Origin of the sequence: Mesorhizobium sp. WSM1293, from assembly GCF_000513875.1 — a bacterium.
Lineage (GTDB): Bacteria > Pseudomonadota > Alphaproteobacteria > Rhizobiales > Rhizobiaceae > Mesorhizobium > Mesorhizobium ciceri.
Window position 1 is genome coordinate 241,655 of sequence record NZ_AZUV01000010.1, and the last position, 18,234, is coordinate 259,888.

General features: G+C 63.6%; 16 protein-coding genes. 14 read left to right on the plus strand and 2 right to left on the minus strand.

All coding sequences use genetic code 11. The features are described 5' to 3' along the window. Window position 1 precedes the first annotated feature (1 nt). The gene (locus M729_RS0114560) at window positions 2–1,252 is read right to left on the minus strand and encodes an extracellular solute-binding protein (protein ID WP_027161989.1); all 1,251 of its coding nucleotides are present in this window, start codon (window positions 1,250–1,252) and stop codon (window positions 2–4) included. A gap of 136 nt (window positions 1,253–1,388) precedes the next feature. Here M729_RS0114560 and M729_RS0114565 point away from each other — a divergent pair, with 136 nt between their 5' ends. The 3 genes from M729_RS0114565 to M729_RS01000000135160 all read left to right on the plus strand — a co-directional run bounded on the left by M729_RS0114565 (window position 1,389) and on the right by M729_RS01000000135160 (window position 4,667). Further along, a complete protein-coding gene (locus tag M729_RS0114565; protein ID WP_050596253.1) occupies window positions 1,389–2,312 on the plus strand; it encodes a BadF/BadG/BcrA/BcrD ATPase family protein in 924 nt (307 codons plus the stop codon). Next, window positions 2,313–3,335 carry an SIS domain-containing protein gene (locus M729_RS0114570; RefSeq protein ID WP_027161991.1) on the plus strand — a complete coding sequence of 341 codons (1,023 nt, stop codon included), beginning with the start codon at window positions 2,313–2,315 and terminating at the stop codon, window positions 3,333–3,335. It begins immediately after the preceding gene. A 141-nt stretch (window positions 3,336–3,476) separates the two neighbouring features. Continuing rightward, on the plus strand, window positions 3,477–4,667 hold the full coding sequence (locus tag M729_RS01000000135160) for an ROK family transcriptional regulator (RefSeq protein ID WP_032808462.1): 1,191 nt from the start codon (window positions 3,477–3,479) through the stop codon (window positions 4,665–4,667). 503 nt (window positions 4,668–5,170) lie between these two features. Here the strand turns inward: M729_RS01000000135160 and M729_RS0114580 are convergent. Beyond that, window positions 5,171–5,842, minus strand: coding sequence for a GntR family transcriptional regulator (locus tag M729_RS0114580; RefSeq protein WP_013525211.1), 672 nt, complete (start codon window positions 5,840–5,842; stop codon window positions 5,171–5,173). Window positions 5,843–5,975: 133 nt separating this feature from the next. Here M729_RS0114580 and M729_RS0114585 point away from each other — a divergent pair, with 133 nt between their 5' ends. The 11 genes from M729_RS0114585 (at window position 5,976) to ampH (ending at window position 18,202) form a co-directional block, all read left to right on the plus strand. Continuing rightward, a complete protein-coding gene (locus tag M729_RS0114585; RefSeq protein WP_027161992.1) occupies window positions 5,976–6,563 on the plus strand; it encodes an amino acid synthesis family protein in 588 nt (195 codons plus the stop codon). Continuing rightward, window positions 6,556–8,355, plus strand: a complete 1,800-nt coding sequence (locus M729_RS1000000139690) for an alpha/beta fold hydrolase (protein ID WP_027161993.1) — start codon at window positions 6,556–6,558, stop codon at window positions 8,353–8,355. Before M729_RS0114585 ends, M729_RS1000000139690 begins: the two co-directional genes overlap by 8 nt. Beyond that, window positions 8,352–9,389, plus strand: a complete 1,038-nt coding sequence (locus M729_RS0114595; protein ID WP_013525214.1) for an LLM class flavin-dependent oxidoreductase — start codon at window positions 8,352–8,354, stop codon at window positions 9,387–9,389. Before M729_RS1000000139690 ends, M729_RS0114595 begins: the two co-directional genes overlap by 4 nt. Window positions 9,390–9,399: 10 nt before the next feature. Further along, complete coding sequence (locus M729_RS0114600) at window positions 9,400–10,869, plus strand: aldehyde dehydrogenase (protein ID WP_027161994.1); 1,470 nt, start codon at window positions 9,400–9,402, stop codon at window positions 10,867–10,869. A gap of 59 nt (window positions 10,870–10,928) precedes the next feature. Continuing rightward, the gene (locus tag M729_RS0114605; protein ID WP_032808463.1) at window positions 10,929–11,933 is read left to right on the plus strand and encodes an ABC transporter substrate-binding protein; all 1,005 of its coding nucleotides are present in this window, start codon (window positions 10,929–10,931) and stop codon (window positions 11,931–11,933) included. 59 nt (window positions 11,934–11,992) lie between these two features. Then, window positions 11,993–12,853 carry an ABC transporter permease gene (locus M729_RS0114610; RefSeq protein WP_027161996.1) on the plus strand — a complete coding sequence of 287 codons (861 nt, stop codon included), beginning with the start codon at window positions 11,993–11,995 and terminating at the stop codon, window positions 12,851–12,853. 1 nt (window position 12,854) lies between these two features. After that, the gene (locus M729_RS0114615; RefSeq protein WP_027161997.1) at window positions 12,855–13,655 is read left to right on the plus strand and encodes an ABC transporter permease; all 801 of its coding nucleotides are present in this window, start codon (window positions 12,855–12,857) and stop codon (window positions 13,653–13,655) included. Next, complete coding sequence (locus tag M729_RS0114620; RefSeq protein ID WP_013525219.1) at window positions 13,652–14,728, plus strand: ABC transporter ATP-binding protein; 1,077 nt, start codon at window positions 13,652–13,654, stop codon at window positions 14,726–14,728. Before M729_RS0114615 ends, M729_RS0114620 begins: the two co-directional genes overlap by 4 nt. 239 nt (window positions 14,729–14,967) lie before the next feature. Further along, on the plus strand, window positions 14,968–15,198 hold the full coding sequence (locus M729_RS0114625) for a hypothetical protein (RefSeq protein WP_027161998.1): 231 nt from the start codon (window positions 14,968–14,970) through the stop codon (window positions 15,196–15,198). A gap of 621 nt (window positions 15,199–15,819) precedes the next feature. Continuing rightward, on the plus strand, window positions 15,820–16,992 hold the full coding sequence (locus M729_RS0114630) for a M23 family metallopeptidase (protein ID WP_013525221.1): 1,173 nt from the start codon (window positions 15,820–15,822) through the stop codon (window positions 16,990–16,992). Window positions 16,993–17,053: 61 nt separating this feature from the next. Then, window positions 17,054–18,202: a D-alanyl-D-alanine-carboxypeptidase/endopeptidase AmpH gene (gene ampH, locus M729_RS0114635; protein WP_027161999.1), complete on the plus strand. Its 1,149-nt coding sequence runs from the start codon at window positions 17,054–17,056 to the stop codon at window positions 18,200–18,202. The last annotated feature ends 32 nt before the right edge of the window (window positions 18,203–18,234 follow it).

Here is an 18,234-nt window from a genome sequence, read left to right on the forward strand (position 1 = left end):
GTCACTTGCCCTGGAAAGGCTTGTACCATTTGGCGAGGCCGTTGGTCAGGTCGGCGGCCAGCTGGTCCGGGGTGATCGAACCCGACATCATCTTGGTGATGTCGCCCTGCAGCAGCTCCGATCCCGTCGGCTTCTCGAAACGGAAGTAGACGACATTGATATGCGGCATGGCGGTTTCGTTCAACTTGGCGACATGGGCGAGAAGCTCGTCCTTGATGACGACGCCCTTGATCGGCGAGATGTTGCCGAGCAGAGCGGAGAACTTGTCACCGAACTCCTTGGTGCCCATCCAGTTGACCAGCTTGAGCGCGGCCTCCTTGTTGGCCGACTTGGCGTTGACGGCATAGCCGCCGTCGAAGAACTTGGTCACTTGCGGCGTATCGCCGGCCTTGGCCATTGGCGGGGCGACGAAGTCCATGTTGATGGCCGGGTTCTGCGTCCGGTAGCTGGCGATATCAAAGCTGCCGCCGGCCAGCATCGCCGCCTTGCCGCTGATGAACAGCTGGCCGGCGGTGTCGTAGTCGATGCCTTCGAAACCGGGCGGCATGTAGTCGCGCAGTTCGAGCAGCTTGCCGAGTGCGGCGACATAGCGCGGGTCCTTGAAGGTGGTCTTGCCCGACGTCAGGTCGCTGACAAAATCCTGGCCAAGGAACGGGTTGGTGAAGATGGCGACGAACATCTCGTTGAACCAGCTTGTGCCCATGCCGTTGGCGAGGGGATAAATACCCTTGTCCTTCAGCGCCTTGCTGACGGTTATGAACTCATCCCATGTGGTCGGCGGGGTCAACCCGGTCTTGGCGAAGACGTCCTTGTTGATGAACAGGCCGAGCGTCTGCGAGGCGAAGGGCAGGGAATAAACCTTCTTATCGGCGCGGTAGGTGCCGGCCACCAGCGCATCGGCGGGCTGGTTAGCGAGTGAAGGCACCGTGGTCAGATCCTGCGGCTCGAAATAGCCGGCCTTCACGAACTGCTCGAGCCAGCCATAGGCGTGGGTGTGGATGACGTCGCCACCCTTGCCGGCGGCCAGGGCCGTCGAGACGATGGTCGGATAGTTCTCGTCCGGGAAGGACTCGAACTTCACATGGATGTCCGGGTTGGCCTTGGTGAAATCGGCGAAAAGTTCGTTGTAGGCGGCCTTGTCTTCCTGGCGCCAGGTCCAGAACGAGATGTCGGTGGCATGCGCCACGCTGGCTGCCAATCCCCATGCGAAAGACGCGGCCGCGAGGGCCAGCCCAATCCTTCTCCTGCTCATGTTGCAATCTCCCAATCGCGCTTGATGCGCTTTTTACGACGATTATCAAATCATAGTTCTTGCCGTCTGGAAAGATAGTTTGTAAAGTTTCCTAACTAAATGGATTGGACGCGGCAGCCCGGCTTGCGCGGTGGATATGGTGACCCAGAAAATCATTGCAGGCGTGGATATAGGCGGCACCAAGACGCGCATCATGGCGTGCCAGGGCGAGCGCATCGCCGACGAGGTGCTGGTGACGGAGAGCTGGCGCATTCGCCAGATGGAGACTGATGCCGAGACACTGGCTGGGATCGTCGCGGGATTGTGCGGCGGGGTCGCGCCCGCTGTGCTGGCCGTTGGCGCGCATGGCTGCGACACGGGTGAACAATGCCTTCGCTTCCAGGCGCTGCTGGCAAGCAGGACCGGTGGTGCGGTGCAGGTGGTCAACGATGCCGAGCTGATGGTTCCTGCCGCTGGCTATATCGACGGCATCGGCGTCGTCTCCGGCACAGGCTCGATCGCGGTGGCACGCACGGCCGATGGCAAGATGCTGGCAGCCGGTGGCTGGGGCTGGATCCTTGGCGACGAGGGCAGCGCGCCGGCATTGGTGCGCGAGGCGGCGAAAGCAATCCGGCACAGCCTCGACCGGGGCCAGGATGGTGACCCGCTGATTGCCGGGCTGATGCGCGAACTGGGTACAGACGACCAGACCAAGCTTGGCATCCTGCTCAACGAAACGCGTGGTGCCGCGGTCTGGGGCCGCTATGCCAATGCCGTATTCGACGCGGCGATCGCCGGCTCGGCTCTGGCTATCCGTGTTATCAGCGAAGGCGGGGCAGGGTTGGCCGCATTGGTCGAACTCTTGATCGAACGCGGCGCCAATCCCGCCCTTGTCGTGGCTGGCGGCGGGGTCATCTCGGAGCAGCCGATGTTGATGACGGCATTCGTCGAGGCCATGGCAAAGGTCTCGCCGTCGAGCCAGGTGCTGCTGCTGCGCGAGCCGCCGGTGCTGGGTGCGGTCGCCTTGGCGAGACGACTGCTGGTCGGTCAGGGCCAATCTTCGGGAATTGGAGCGGTTTGAATGATGAAGCGTATCGGCTATCGCCCGGCGGTGGCGCGCCAGACGGAAAGTCTCGAAATCGGCCGGCGTTCGGTGGCCTCGTCGCTTGACGACCTCGATCTCGGCGCTTTTGCCGGCAAGACGATCGGGCTTGCCGGCATCGGCGCCAGCTATCAGGCGGCGCTGGCCGGTGCGCTTTATCTGCGCGCCTCCGGTATCAAGGCTTTTGCCTATACGCCGACCGATCTCTATGGCCGGACGGATGCAGCCGCCGATGCGTTCATCGCGCTGTCGGCCTCCGGGCAGAGCCGCGAAATCTACGACGTCATGCGCGAGGCGTCGGGCGCGCCGCGCCTGGCGGTCTGCCGTGGCAGCGGCAATCCGCTGGCTGATCTGACTGGTGCTGTGCTTGCCACGGATTCTGGCGCCGACAATGGCGCAAGCTCCACCGGCTATACCGGGACCTTGCTGGCGCTCGGCATGCTGATCGACAGGCTCGCCGGCAACAGATTCGACTGGACGACTTTGTCACCTGCAGCCGCCACCGTCCTTTCCGGTGCGCAAAGCGCTGCCGGGCAGGCGGCCCGGCTGCTGCAGGGCAGAACATCCATCGACATCGTCGCCGCCGGTGTCGGCTTCGCCAATGCCGGCGAGGCGGCGATGCTGATACGCGAGGCGGTGCGGGTGCCGGCATCGGGATGGGACACGCTGAACTATCTGCACGGGCCGATGGAATCGCAGGATGCGGCGACCGGACTGATCGCCATCGGCGACGGTCGCGAGGTGAAGATCGCGCAGGATCTTGCGGCGCTGGGCTGCCCCTCGGTGCTGGTGACGCGGCGCAGCGATGTCGCTCCAGCCGACAGGCTGGTGGTGATCTCGATTCCCGCGCTCGGCAACGCCATCGCTGATGCCATACTGGAGATCATCGCCATCCAGCTCATTGTCGGCGACATGCAGGACGCGGCCGGCCTCACCGACATCGTGTTCCGCTACCGCCAGACCGATACCAAGCTGAAGCCGTGGTCGCCGACCGAAGTCTGACGTCTTTGTCCGGACATCGCGGAAATTGCCAAACCGGTCAGCAATGAGGCATTGAGGACAGGATATGGCTTTCGAGTCGGGGCAGCGAATGCGCTTTCGCCGACCGGAGACAGGATTTCAGGCAAAGGTCGAACGGCTGAGATGGCGGCTGCGGAAATCCCCAATCTGACCGACAGCGCCCGGGCGGTGCTGCGCCTGCTTGCCTCGCACGGGCCGGTGACGCGGCCAAAGCTCGGCGCCATGCTCGACCTGTCGAAGCCTACCATGTCGGCGGCGGTGTCGGAGCTGAGCGCGCTCGGCCTCGTCGCCTCGCGTGGGATTGAGCGCGGCGCCATTGGCCGCACGGCGACGATCTACGGCATCGGTCCAGGTGCCGGCTACGCGATCGGCATCGATGTCGGCGCCGCCCAGGTGCGCGCCGTCGCCTATTCGATGGATGCGCAGAAGCTGGCGTCGGCGGAAGAACCGATCCCGGAAACGATAGCCGGCGATGCCGACGCGGTCGGCGCCGTCGTGCTGTCGGTCGCGCGTGCCACAATGGCCAAGGTGGCCAAGAGTTTTCGCGCGTTGCGCGCCATTGCGGTGGCGGTGCCGCGCATCGTCTCCAATGATCGTTTCGACCGGCCCGGGGGGCCGTCCGCCGTGCTTGGCCTGCTGCGGCGCAGCATCGAGGTGCCGATCGTCCTGGAAAACAACGTCAACTGCGCGGCCATTGGCGAGATGCATTTTGGTGCTGCGCAAGGCCACCAGACCTTCGCCTTTCTGCAGGTCGGCGTGCGGGTTGGCCTCGGCTTCATCACCGAGGGGCGTTTGTTTCGCGGCGCCGGTGGTGCGGCCGGCGAAATCGGCCGCATGCCGTTTCCATGGTCGGCCAGCGAGACGCCCTATCGTGAAGGGCTCGAACATTATCTCGGCTCTCGGGCGCTAATAGAGCGCTGCCGTGTCGACTGGCCCGCTGGGGAAGGCGCGCCGCCCGACTCGGCCAAGGATCTGTTCGCGCGTGCTCTGGAGGGCTCAGCACCGGCGGTGGCGGCTGTCGCGCGCCATGCCGCCGATATCGGCAGGCTGGCCGCTGGCTGTATCGGCATACTCGACCCCGGCCTGATCGTGCTTGGCGGCGGTGTCGGCAGAAACCCGCTGATGACGGAAAACGTCGAGCGCGTCGCGGCAGAGCTTGCGTGGCCGACACGGATCGCCGTCAGTTCCCTGGGGGACGACGGGACCGCGCTGGGTGCCGTGAAGCTGGCGGTTGATTACACTCTCGGGCTGATGCTGCGCGAAGGGCGCCACCCGGCTGTGGTGCTGCCCCCAACGTCAAACGTGGAGCCTTAGAGGTGGTGTATCGTGGAGGACAATACCTCGTCGTCACTGAGCATTGCTGGCGCTCATCGCGCCAAAGAAGCGCCTGACGGACGAGAGAGACTGGGCCATATGGATTTCGTTTCTTGCGGTGTTCGGGAACGTGCTTTCGCTCGGCCCTGCGCTCGTTTGGCGCGCCCACGTACTGCGACGAGACTTTTTTCCTTCGCCTGAAGATCCTGCATCGCTCGTTCTAGGTGGTCGTATAAAGGAAGCCATTCCTCGCCTTGGTCACTAGGCGCGACGATGATCTCCGCAACGCGGTCGAGCGCTCGCTCGATGCGCTCCTCCTCATGAGAAATTTCAATGGAATATATGCTATTTAAACGATCGAGTGGGCATCCAGTTCCAGGCTCGAAGGCGGACGGCAGCTTTGCGCCCCATCTCAGTCGTAAAGTTGCATTTTTCAATTGCCCGGAAGCAGACACTTTCTTCAAGGCCCTTCGACGGGTTGGATAGGCTGAACTCACCGGGATCTAGACCAGGCGAAGTTTATCTCGAGCGATCTGCCAAGCCGATTCGACATGTCGCCGTGCCGCCGCTTCCGCCTCATCGGGCTTGCGCGACCTTATGGCGTCCATGATCTCGTTCATCTCGCTGATCGCAGGCTCGCGGCGGTTCTCCGAAAGAATGGTCATCGAACGAAGCTGATTGATTCGGACATTCAGCCCGCTGACGATTTCCCAGGCGACACGCTTGTCGGCGGCCTCGAACAGCGCCTCGTAGAATTTCGTCGTCGCCCGCATCACTGCCGGCGGCGTCGCCGACGCCCATGCCCCGAACAAGTCCGCCAGCGCGCGTTCGAGCGTTGCCAGTTGCTCGCCGGTGGCCGACAGGGCGCAGGCGCGTGCCGCAATGCCTTCAAGCAGTGCCCTCAACTCATAGATCTCGTCGGTGCGGCCGAGATCCGGCCTGGCTACGGCCGGCCCGTGCCCAGGGATCATCTGCACGAGCCCCTCGGCCTCCAGTTGCCGCAGCACCTCGCGCACGACGGAACGGCTGACGCCAAGCTGGTCGCAAAGCGGCCGCTCGACCAACCTTTCGCCAGGCTGGAAGTGGAAATCCATGATGGCTTCGCGCATGCGCTCCAGCGCCAGCGTTCTCAAGGTCTTGGCGCTGCGGTCGATGCGAAGGGTGTCGTCTGGCATGTCTTGGCTCCTGCACCGCCACGAAAACAGATTCCATGCCCGGTTGACAAGGCACCTGGTGCTCCATAGCATGGTATACCATAAGATGATACAGAGATCGGACGGTCCCTGGCATCGCCGACCCGAGGATTCCATGCAGCCTGCCATCCGCAAGATCGTGACTTATACCGAGAACACGCTGATCGAAGGCGGCAAGGCTGCACCGCGGCCGCTGCGCCTGATCGGCGTCGCCGCGGTGCTGACGAACCCTTGGGCGGGACGCGGCTTCACCGACGATCTGTCGCCCGAGATCCGCGACTGTGCGCCTGTGCTCGGAGAGACCCTATCCCGCGAGATCATTGCCATCGCCGGTTCCGGCGACGCGATCGAGGGTTATGGCAAGGCAGCCATTTGCGGCACGTCTGGCGAGATCGAGCATGCCTCGGCGCTGATCCACACGCTGCATTTTGGCAATCATTATCGCCGCGCCGTCGGCGCCAAGACCTATCTTGCCTTCACCAACCTGCGCGGCGGGCCGAACACGCCGATCATGATCCCACTGATGGACAAGAATGACGAAGGACGGCGCTCGCATTACCTGACCGTGCATTTCCAGATCGGCGATGCGCCGGCGCCGGACGAACTGGTGGTGGCGCTTGGTGCGTCGATCGGCGGTCGCCCGCATCATCGTATCGGCGATCGCTATCAGGACCTCAAGGAGCTTGGGGACGTGCATGGCTGACGCTTCCACCTGGGCGCGACAGGGCACAACGTTCGATGGCACCTGCTTCATCCGTGCCGGCGCTGGCACGCCGGTGCTGTTCATCCACGGCGTCGGCATGAACGCCGCGATCTGGCAGCCGCAGTTCGAACGCATGGCCGACAGCTTCGACGTCATCGCGATCGACATGCTCGGCCACGGCCAGTCGCCACTGCCGCCGCAGCACCCGGAACTGGCTGACTACGCCGACCAGGCCATTCGCCTGCTCGACCATCTTGGCCTCGACCGGGTGTCCGTCGTCGGCCATTCGATGGGTGCGCTCGTTGCCCAGGAGTTGGCCCTGCGCGCACCGGAGCGCGTCCGCCGCATCGTTTCCCTGAATGCCGTGTTCCGGCGGCCACCTGAACTGGCCGAAGCCGTTCGCCAGCGCGCGGTGGCGCTCAACGGGCGCAGCGATACGGCCGGCACGGCACAGACCATTGCGCGCTGGTTCGGCGATCCGGTGCCGACCGAGCTGGAGGCGGCAGCGCGGAACACGGCATACGCACTGATCGCGGTCGACCCGGAAGGCTATGCCCGCACCTACCGCCTGTTCGCTCGTGCCGACGGCGATCATGCCGACCGCCTGCCGACGCTGGCCGTACCGGCCCTGTTCATGACCGGCTCCGAGGACAGGAACTCTTCGCCGGCAATGTCGGCCGCGATGGCACGGCTGGCGCCGCATGGCCGCTGCACGGTGCTGCCGGGCGAGAAGCACATGATGGCGGTCGCGACGCCGGACCTCACCACGCGCCATATCGTTGACTTCCTCGCGGAGGACGAAGCGATCGAGCGAAGCGGCACTGCTGAGGCGAATACCGGGTTCGACAGCGGCGAGTTCCGCCGTGCGCTGGGATCCTTCCTCACCGGCGTCACCATCGTCACCACCATCGGGCCAGAAGGCGAGCCGCGCGGCTTCACCGCCAACTCGTTCACCTCAGTGTCGCTCGATCCGCCCCTGGTGCTGGTCTGCATCGCCCACAAGGCCTTAGGCCATCCTGTCTTCGCGACATCGAAAAGCTTCGCCATCAACATCCTCAACGAGGGCCAGAAGGCAGCGTCCGGCATCTTCGCCTCGAAAGCCGCCGACAAGTTCGCCGCCGTAGCATGGCGGCCGGGAAGGACCGGCAGTCCCGTTTTGGACGGCTCCGTCGCGTCCTTTGACTGCGACATGGAGCGGCTGGTCGAGGCCGGTGATCATTCGATCCTCATCGGCCGCGTCCGCGATTTCGAGCACAATTCCGCGCAGCCGCTCGGCTATTGCCGCGGCGCCTATGTTGCACCCGGCCTCAGCCAGGACGCGCTGGCCGCCACCCAGCCCGGCACCGATGTCGGCGCCATCCTCGAAAATGGTGGCCGGATCCTGTTCGTGGAAACGACGGACGGTTTTGAACTGCCGCGCGGCCGAGGGTTGGGTTCGGCAGGCGATGGCAATAGTCTGCGTGGACTGCTTGCGGCAAAGGCCATCGAGGCCCAGCTCGGTTTCCTGTTCGCCGTCTGGGACGACGCCGGACCTGTTTCGCGCACGCATGTCTACTATCGCGGCACGTTCGACGTGCCCGCTTCCAGCGATCGCGGCATTCGGCTCATCGAGATCGACGCGATCGAAGGATTGAAGATCGCCGATCCGGCGATCCGCTCGATGCTCACGCGCTATATCAGGGAATGCTCGGTGGATGCATTCGGCGTCTATGTCGGCAACGATGTCGAAGGCGAGGTCCGGCCGCTCGCCAGACCCAGTGCTTCCACCGTCAATACAGGTGCCCACGGATGAAATTCTCGCTATTCGTGCATATGGAACGGTCGGATCTGGCCAAGCCGCATTCCGAGCTTGTGACCGAGCTCGAAGAACTGGTCCTGATGGCCGAACAGGCATGCTTCGAGACCGCCTGGATCGGCGAGCATCACGGCATGGAATTCACCATCTCGCCCAATCCCTTCATCAACATCGCCTATCTCGCCGCCAAGACCAGCCGTATCCGCCTCGGCACCGGAACCGTGATTGCGCCCTTCTGGCACCCGATCAAGCTTGCCGGCGAAGCGGCGATGGCTGACGTCATCAGCGGTGGCCGGCTGGACATCGGCATCGCGCGCGGCGCCTACAGCTATGAATATCAGCGCATCTTCCCAGGTCTTGACGCCTGGGGCGCCGGCCAGCGCATGCGCGAGATCATACCGGCGATCCGCGGCCTATGGGACGGCGACTTCGAACTCTCCGGCGAGTTCTGGCAATTCCCCGCCACCACCTCCTCGCCCAAGCCGCTGCAGAAACCCTACCCGCCGATCTGGGTGGCAGCCCGTGACCCGAACTCGCACGATTTCGCCGTCGCCAACGGATGCAAGGTCCAGGTAACGCCGCTGGCTTCCGGCGATGACGAGGTGACGAGCCTGATGCAGCGCTTCAACGCCGCCTGCGCCGCGCATCCCGAGATCGAACGACCGGAAATCATGCTTTTGATGCACACCTTCGTTGCCGACGACGCGGCTGACGCCGATCGCCTGACGCAGGACCTGTCGACTTTCTATTGCCAGTTCGGCGCCTGGTTCCAGAACAAGAAACCAGTGCATCAAGGCATATTGGAGCCGCTGACGCCGGACGAGATCGCGGCCATGCCGCAATACGCGCCCGACAAGATCAGACAGAACCTGGTGATCGGCGAGGCCGATGAGGTCATCGCCCGGCTGAAGACCTATGAGGCACTCGGCTACGACCAGTATTCGATCTGGATCGACAGCGGGCTTTCGCACGAGCACAAGAAAAAGTCGCTGCAACTGTTCATCGACCGGGTGATGCCGGCCTTCCTTTGATCGCGAGCCCATGACCGACGCCCCCTTCAGGAACTTCATCGACGGCCGCTTCGACGAACCGTCCGCTACTTTCGACAGCGTCGACCCGTCGACCGGGGCGGCCTGGGCCAGGATGCCGGCGGCGAGCGAAGCCGATGTCGACCGCGCCGTCGAGGCGGCGCACCGCGCCCTGCGTTCCGGCCCATGGCGTAGGATGACCGCGACGGCGCGTGGAAAGCTGCTGGTCAAGCTGGGCGACCTCGTCGCCGCCAATGCCGGGCGACTTGCCGAGCTCGAGACCCGCGATACAGGCAAGATCATCCGCGAGACCCGCTCCCAGATCGCCTATGTCGGCGACTACTACCGCTATTATGGCGGGCTTGCCGACAAGCACGAAGGCGCGCATGTGCCGATCGACAAGCCGGATCTCGACGTCACCATCCGCCGCGAACCGATCGGTGTCGTTGCCGCGGTGGTTCCGTGGAATTCGCAGCTCTTCCTCTCGGCCGTCAAGCTCGGTCCGGCGCTCGCCGCCGGCTGCACCATCGTGCTCAAGGCCTCCGAGGATGGCCCGGGGCCGCTGCTCGCTTTTGCCGAACTGGTTCATGAGGCTGGCTTTCCCCCAGGCGTCGTCAACATCCTCACCGGTTGGGGCCATGATTGCGGCCGGCGCCTGACCAGCCATCCGCTGGTTTCGCGAGTCGCCTTCACCGGCGGTCCCTCGACGGCGCGCGCCATCGTCAGGAACACGGCGGAGAACCTTGCGTACACCACTCTGGAACTCGGCGGCAAAAGCCCGGTCGTCGTCTTTGCCGACGCCGATCTCGACAGCGCCGCCAATGCGGTGGTCGCCGGCATTTTTGCCGCGACCGGCCAGAGCTGCGTCGCCGGCTCGCGGCTGCTGGTCGAGCGTTCGGTCAAGGATGAATTCCTCGCCCGCCTGAAGCGCAAGGCCGAGGCGATCCGCATCGGCGATCCGCAGGATCCGGCGACCGAAATGGGTCCGCTCGCCACGCTGCGTCAGCGCGACTGGATCGAGAAAGTTGTCGCGGAAAGCGTCGCCGGGGGCGGCACGCTGGTCACCGGCGGCACAAGGCCAGCCGGCAGCGGCTTCTACTATGCGCCGACCATCATCGATGCCGGCGCCAGCGACCTGCCTTGCGTGCGCGAGGAACTGTTCGGGCCAGTGCTCAGCGTGCTTGCCTTCGACACCGAAGCGCAGGCGCTGGCGCTCGCCAACGACACGCCCTTCGGCCTCGCTTCAGGCGTGTTCACCAGCAATCTCGCTAGGGCGCACCGCATGGCGCGCGACATCCGTGCCGGCGTCGTCTGGGTCAACACCTATCGCGTCGTATCGCCGCTCGTTCCCTTCGGCGGCTACGGCCTGTCGGGGCTCGGCCGGGAGGGTGGGCTCGACACCATCAGAGATTACACACGCTCGAAATCCGTCTGGATCAACACCTCGGACGAGCCGATCCCCGATCCCTTCGCCATGCGCTGAGAACCGCGGGACGCAGGTGCACTGAGAAAAACAAGAACAGACCAACAGAGGAGAATGACATGAAACTGATTTTGACCGGCCTGCTGGCCGGGCTACTCACGGCAACCGCCGCCAAGGCCGATGAGATGGCGTTCACCAGCTGGGGCGGCACCACGCAGGAAGCGCAGACCAAATCCTGGGCAGCCCCCTTCGAAGCCAGCTCCGGCATCAAGGTGCTGCAGGACGGACCGACCGACTATGGCAAGCTCAAGGCCATGGTCGACGCCGGCAATGTCACCTGGGATGTCGTCGACGTGGAAATGGATTTCGCCATAAAGGCCGCCAAGGACGGGCTGCTGGAGCCGATCGACTATGCGGTCGTGCCCAAGGCCGATCTTGACCCGCGTTTCAGCAATGAGCATGCCGTCGGCAGCTTCTACTACTCCTTCGTGCTCGCCTGGAACAAGGGCGCCGTCTCGGGCGAACCGACCGGCTGGGCCGACATGTTCGACACCAAGAAGTTTCCCGGAAAGCGGACCTTCTACAAATGGTCGGCGCCGGGCGTCATCGAGATCGCTTTGCTGGCCGACGGCGTGCCGGCGGACAAGCTTTATCCGCTTGATCTCGATCGTGCCTTCAAGAAACTCGACACCATCAAATCCGATATCGTCTGGTGGGGCGGCGGCGCTGAATCACAGCAGCTGATTGCCTCCGGCGAGGCTGCCTTCGGTCAGTTGTGGAACGGGCGTGTCTTCGCCCTCCAGCAGGATGGCTCCGATGTCGGCGTCGCCTGGAAGCAGAACCTCACCGCCGCCGACGTGCTCGTCGTGCCGAAGGGCGCCAAGAACAAGGACAGCGCGATGAAGTTCCTCGCCGCCGCCACCAGCCCGACCGGCCAGGCGAAATTCGCCGAGGCAAGCGGCTATGCGCCCATCAACACCAAGGCCAAGGCGGAGATGCCCGCCGATGCCGTCAAGGCCCTGCCTGATGCCCATGTCGACGGCCAGATCAACCTCGACATGAACTACTGGGCCGAGCATCGCGACGAGATCGCCGCGCGCTGGTATGCCTGGCAGACCAAGTAACACCGTTGCAGACCGACGGGGCGCAGCTTGCGCGCCCCGTTTTGAGACAGGACCGCTCGATGCAGGGAAGTTCTTTCAGACGCAGCTCGGTTGCCGGCCTGCCAGCCGGCAGCGGCAGCGCCTTGCCGGCCCTGCTTCTGGTTGGCCTGTTCTTCATCGTGCCGGTGGTTGCCCTGCTGCTGCGCAGCGTCACCGATCCCGAACCCGGCTTGCAGAACTACGCGGCGCTGTTCGGCAGCGACACCTATGTGCGGGTGTTCCTCAACACCTTCCTGGTCGCATCGGTCGTCACAGCCGTCACCATCCTGGTGGCTTTCCCTGTTGCCTGGATGCTGGCGATCATGCCGCCGGCCCCGGGCTCGATCGTCTTCGGCATCATCATTCTGTCGATGTGGACGAACCTTCTCACCCGCACCTATGCGTGGATGGTGCTGCTGCAACGCACCGGCGTCATCAACAGGGCGCTGATGGGGTTGGGCATCATCCATGAGCCGCTGCCGCTCATCAACAACCTCGCCGGGGTCACCATCGGCATGGTGTACATCATGCTGCCCTTCATGATCCTGCCGCTGGTCGGCACTTTACGCGCCATCGACCCTATGACGCTGCGCGCGGCCGCCCTTTGCGGCGCAAGCCCGTCCGAGGCCTTCCGCCGCATCCTTTTGCCGCTGTCGCTTCCCGGCATCGCCGCCGGAGGGCTGATGGTCTTCGTCATGTCGCTTGGCTACTTCGTCACGCCTGCCCTGCTTGGCGGCACATCGAACATGATGCTGGCCGAGATGATCGCCCAGACGGTGCAGTCGCTGCTCAACTGGGGGCTTGGAAGTGCGGCCGCCTTCGTCCTGCTTGTCGTCACCATGGCGCTCTACGCGATCCAGCTTCGCCTGGTCGGCGCCAGGCGCGCCGGCGGAGGGCTCTGACATGCTGCTCGACTATGACCGGCTCGGATGGCTGCGCGTGGCACTTGTCGGCTTCACGGCGGCAGTGGCGGCTTTCCTGTTGCTGCCGGTGGTCTTCATCGTGCTCCTGTCGTTCGGCTCGTCGCGCTGGCTCGCCTTCCCGCCGCCCGGCTGGACGCTGAAATGGTACCAGCAGTTGCTGGCTGATCCGACCTGGATCGATGCCGCGCTGACCAGTGTCCGGATTGCCGCCATGGCCGCCATCCTCGCCGTCGTCATCGGCCTGTTCGCCTCCTTCAGCCTGGTCAGGGGTGAGTTTCGCGGACGCCAGGTCCTGCGCGGCTTGCTGTTGATGCCGATGGTGCTGCCAGTCGTCGTGTTCGCCATCGCCATCTACGCCTTCTTCCTGCGCATCGGCCTTGCCGGCACCACGGTCGGTTTCGTCATCGCCCACACCATCCTGGCGCTGCCTTTCGCCATTATCCCGATCACTGCGGCGCTAGAGGGTTTCGACAAATCCATCGAGGACGCGGCCATAGTCTGCGGCGCCAGCCCGCTGCAGGCACGGTTGAGGATCACCTTGCCGTCGATCAGGATCGGCATCTTCTCCGCGGCGATCTTCTCTTTCCTGGCCTCATGGGACGAGGTCGTGGTGGCGATCTTCATGGCAAGCCCGACCTTGCAGACCTTGCCGGTCAAGATCTGGGGCAGCCTGCGCGCCGACCTCAGCCCGGTCGTCGCCGCCGCCTCCAGCCTGCTTGTCGGCCTGACCTTGTGCCTGATGATCGTGACCGCACTCCTTCGCAGGAAAATGTCAAGATGACCCGGCCATTCCTGTCCATACGCGCGGTGAGAAAGACGTTCGGCGCCTTCGTCGCCGTCCATGACGTCACCATCGATGTGCCCAAGGGGGAGTTCCTGACGTTCCTTGGCCCGTCGGGTTCCGGTAAGTCGACGACACTCTACGCCATCGCCGGTTTCCAGGATCCGAGCTCGGGCGATGTACTCCTGGAGGACAGGTCGCTGCTTTCGGTGCCGTCGCACAAGCGCAACATCGGCATGGTCTTCCAGCGCTACACGCTATTTCCGCATCTGAGTGTCGCCGAGAATGTCGCCTTTCCGCTGCGCGTGCGCCGCCGACCGGATGGCGAGATCAAGCGCAAGGTCGCCGACATGCTGGCGCTGGTGCGCCTCGAAAACTTCGCCGACCGCCATCCGGGCGCGCTGTCGGGCGGCCAGCAGCAGCGCGTGGCGCTTGCCCGCGCGCTCGCCTACGACCCGCCGATCCTGCTGATGGACGAGCCGCTGTCGGCGCTCGACAAGAAGCTGCGCCAGGAAATCCAGGCCGAGATCCGCCGCATCCACCGCGAGACCGGCGTCACCATCCTCTATGTCACGCACGACCAGGAGGAGGCGCTGCATCTTTCGGATCGCATCGCTCTGTTCAGGGAAGGCCGCATCGAACAGATCGGTACTGGCGAGGATCTTTACCTCCGGCCGGCGAGCGAGTTCGTCGCCGGCTTCATCGGCAACTCGAATTTCCTGCCGGCTGAGCATTTGCAAACCGCAGATGGCGCATCGACGATCCGCCTGGCCGGCGGCTCGATCGTGACCGGCGTCAAGGCGACAACGTCGTTCGGCCAAGGCCAGAACGTCCGGCTGATGGTGCGCCCGGAAGCCTTCCGCTTGACGCCTACGCCGACAAGCGTCGCACTCGCCGTCGAGATCGTCGATACCGCCTTCTTCGGCGACCGACGGCGGGTCGTGGCACGCACGGCCGGCGGAGATGAGATCGACGTCAGGCCAACCTCTGACGCAGAGGTGGGCGATGGCACCGCCACATCAGGTCAGCGCATCTTTTTCGATCCCGCTTCGGCGTTCCTGTTCCCGGCCTGATGGCCGGGATTGCGCATGTCAAAGCGATTCCGTTGCGGAAAGAAAGTCCGCTTGTGAAAATGCGTGCTTAGAAGCTGTCAGTCCGCTTCAGGCCCCTTATCTGCCAAACAAAGTTGCTTACGGCTTAGCGAGAGGGTCAGACGCCTCTGGCTGGAAAGCTGTGCGGTTGCCATCGCACGCCTGCTGGTCTGCAGTCCCTTAACACCCGCCGACCAGTGTCCCTGGCCTGCGCGTTATGCATGCGGCACCTCTACCCCGAGCGCGTGCGGTGGCCGCTCTTGCTGCGATCGGCCGAGGCGTTTATGCAGGTGGAGGATCGCCGCGAACAGCTGGACGTCGTGAGACGCCGCGACTGCATCGTCGCTCAGCTCGCGCATTTGCTCAAGGACCAGGGCGCACGCGCGACCTCGGAGCTGAGCAGCGTCAACCTACATCTGGTCGAGGATGACATTGGCGTCTTGCATACCTGAATATAATCAGGTTGCGGAACATTGTGTGCAAAAAACGCACAAGAAATTTCTGCTTCTCTTCTTTTTTCGTTCCTACGAGGGAGCCGCCGGTAGCCCTTTCGGACGCTCTTCTGCCGACGATATTGACCGCCCCAATGCGAATGTTCGCCGGTGTATTCGTAAACCTCATTGTCCGCAGCGCCGTTCAGTCTGCTTGGGTTTCCTAGAAGCTTTTCGAACTTTCTGTCTTGCGGCTCCCGTCGAGATGCGGGCCCTCTGGAGGAGGTCGGGGTGTTTTGGATCCGCTGTGGTGCAACCTTGATCCAAGCATTTATGGGGGTTCGAGTCGGTAGAGGGCTACCGCCAATTCACCGCTGCTACCGAGTTCGTCTGTTGAATGTACTCGCAAGCAGGGACGACAGAATCACATCCTGTCCCCTGGCTGTGGTGGCCGGCTGATTTGAACTGTCATCAGAGGCCCGCAAAGTTCCCGTAACCCAGACATGCAAACGATAACACTTGAGGCCGCGGTTGCGCCAGGTTCGGCGAATCTTCCATGTGCCGCACGCCACCTTGGCTCCCGGCCTTCATTGTCGTACCCTCGCGTCGCAAAGTCAGCGTGTGCAGAGGAGGCGCGTTCGAATGCGGGTTCCAATTTGGCTCCTTTCGACCTTTGTGCTGTTGTTGGCAACATTTCCATCCGGGGTGCACGCTGCCAGCGACAATCCGAAGCTCACGCCACTCGTTGCGGAGATCATCGCTCCCCCGCATGTGATTCCAGGCTCGGACGGCAGGCGTCACATCGTCTACGAACTGGCAGTGACGAATATCACTGGCGGCGATGTCCGTTTCGAGAAGCTCAAGGTCGTCGATGCCGACAGCGGAGCACCGCTTGCAGAACTCGGCCCGGATGAATTGCGCACGCGCGTCACGCCGGGCGCAAGCCGCGGCAACGAAAACCGCGAGTTGGCCGCCTATCAGTTCGCCGTCATCTTTCTGCATGTCGTGCTTGCGGACGGCGCGGCGGTTCCGGCTCGCATTACCCACGAGATCACGGCGTTTTTCGCGGTCATCGGCGCCGACATGACGGTGACGATTGGCGAGGGTGCCGTCGTTGCGAAGGCACCGGTGGCTCTTGGGCCGCCTTTGCGCGGCAAGGGTTATGTCGCGGCTGACGGCTGCTGCGATTCCATCCGCCATGTCCGCGCCCTGCTGTCGCTCGACGGCAAGTTCTACCTTGCCCAACGTTTCGCTATCGACTGGGAGCAAATCGACGACAACAACACGCTGGTCGTGGGCGACCTTAAGGTTCCTGCGAACTACCACATCTATGGCAAGCCTATCCTTGCCGTTGCCGACGGCACCGTGGTCGGGACGCGCGACGACTTGCAGGACCAAGTGCCCGGTGCGCTGCCCGCCAACTTGCCGATTGACGAGGCCGACGGAAACTTCGTCGTGCTCGACATCGGCTCGGGCTTGTTCGTCAACTACGCCCACATGCGGCCGGGGAGCATTAAGGTGAAGCTCGGAGACAAGGTGCAGCGCGGCGATCAGATTGGCGAAGTCGGCAATACCGGGAACAGTCAAGCGCCGCATTTGCACCTGCATGTCATGGACAGCGCCTCTCCGTTGGCCTCGGACGGCCTCCCCTACGTGTTCGACAGCTTTACCATCACCGCCGTCGGCGAGGCCACCGAGGATTTTGACATGGCGGAAGCGACCGGATCGCCGATGACGCTCACGCCGCGCGTCCCGCCCCAGAAACTGGAAGACGTGCTGCCGCTTGACCTCTCTGTTGTTGACTGGCCACAGTGATCGCCTTGTAAAAGGCAGTGGACAGTCCGCCCTGATTTCCGAAATGGTGAGCTCGAAGCCGATGACCGCCACCCGCACAATACCCTTACGTCTTTTCCTTGCCGCTGCCGTCCTTACCTGCGCAAGTCCTGCAAACGCCGATCGGCTGCTGGACGAATCGGTCGAATTCACCGGTACATTCGCTTTTGTGAGTTCAGGCGCGCCGGGCCTGGTGATCGCCGGCGTTCGCAACGGCGAGACGGCGTTTGCCGGTTTCGGCGAAACGGTCCGCGGATCCGGCATAGAGCCGAATGCCGACACAATGATGCGAGTGGCATCCATTTCGAAGGCATTTTGCGGAGACGCTCTCGCCAGTTTGTTGGTAAAAGGAGAGATCGGCCTGACTGACCCTGTTCAGACGCACCTGCCTGACGGTTTCGTGGTGCCGGAGAAGGATGGGCGGACCCTAAGGATCATCGACCTCGCGACACAGACATCCGGCCTGCCGCGCGAGATGGCCCAGGCAGGTGGAACACCCAACGATCCCTACGCCGGCCACACAAAGGAAGCGATGATCGCAGCCATGCACGGGGAGCCGTTTCTGTTTCCTCCCGGAACTGGCGCGCTCTATTCGAACCTGGGCTTCGACCTCCTGGGACTGGCGCTCAGCGGAGCGGCTGGCAAGCCGTACGCTACCGTCTTGGAGGAGCGCGTGTTGCGGCCACGCGGCATGGTGGACACGGTCTTCAATCCGCGACCTGGTGACGAGGGCCGGCTGATGCAGGGCCACAATTTCGACGGCACGCCGCTTCCCTTCGTGCCGACACCGATGACAATGGAATGCGCCTCGGGGCTTTATACGACGCCCAACGATATGCTGAAGTGGATCGCCTGGCACTTGGCTCAAGGCGGCTCCGAGGACGATGCACGCCGCATTATCGACCACGCCAGCCTAGTCAGGAGGGATGGGCTCTCTCCGGCGCTGGGCCTCGACGACGGTGGCGCGCCGATGGATGCGATGGCACTCGGTTGGGTTGTGGTAGAGGCTGACGGCAACCGTCCGCTGGTGCTTCACAAATCCGGAGGGCGACAAGGCATGTTTACATATGTTGCCATCGCGCCGACGCGCGGCGTCGGCGTCTTCGCGGCGATCAACCAGTTCAACGCCGGGGGCTTTGAAGCAATGGTGCACGCAGTAAACGAACTGATCTATCAGCTCGCGCCCCGCTGACTGCGCTCTCGTCTCACAATCAGATTTCTCGT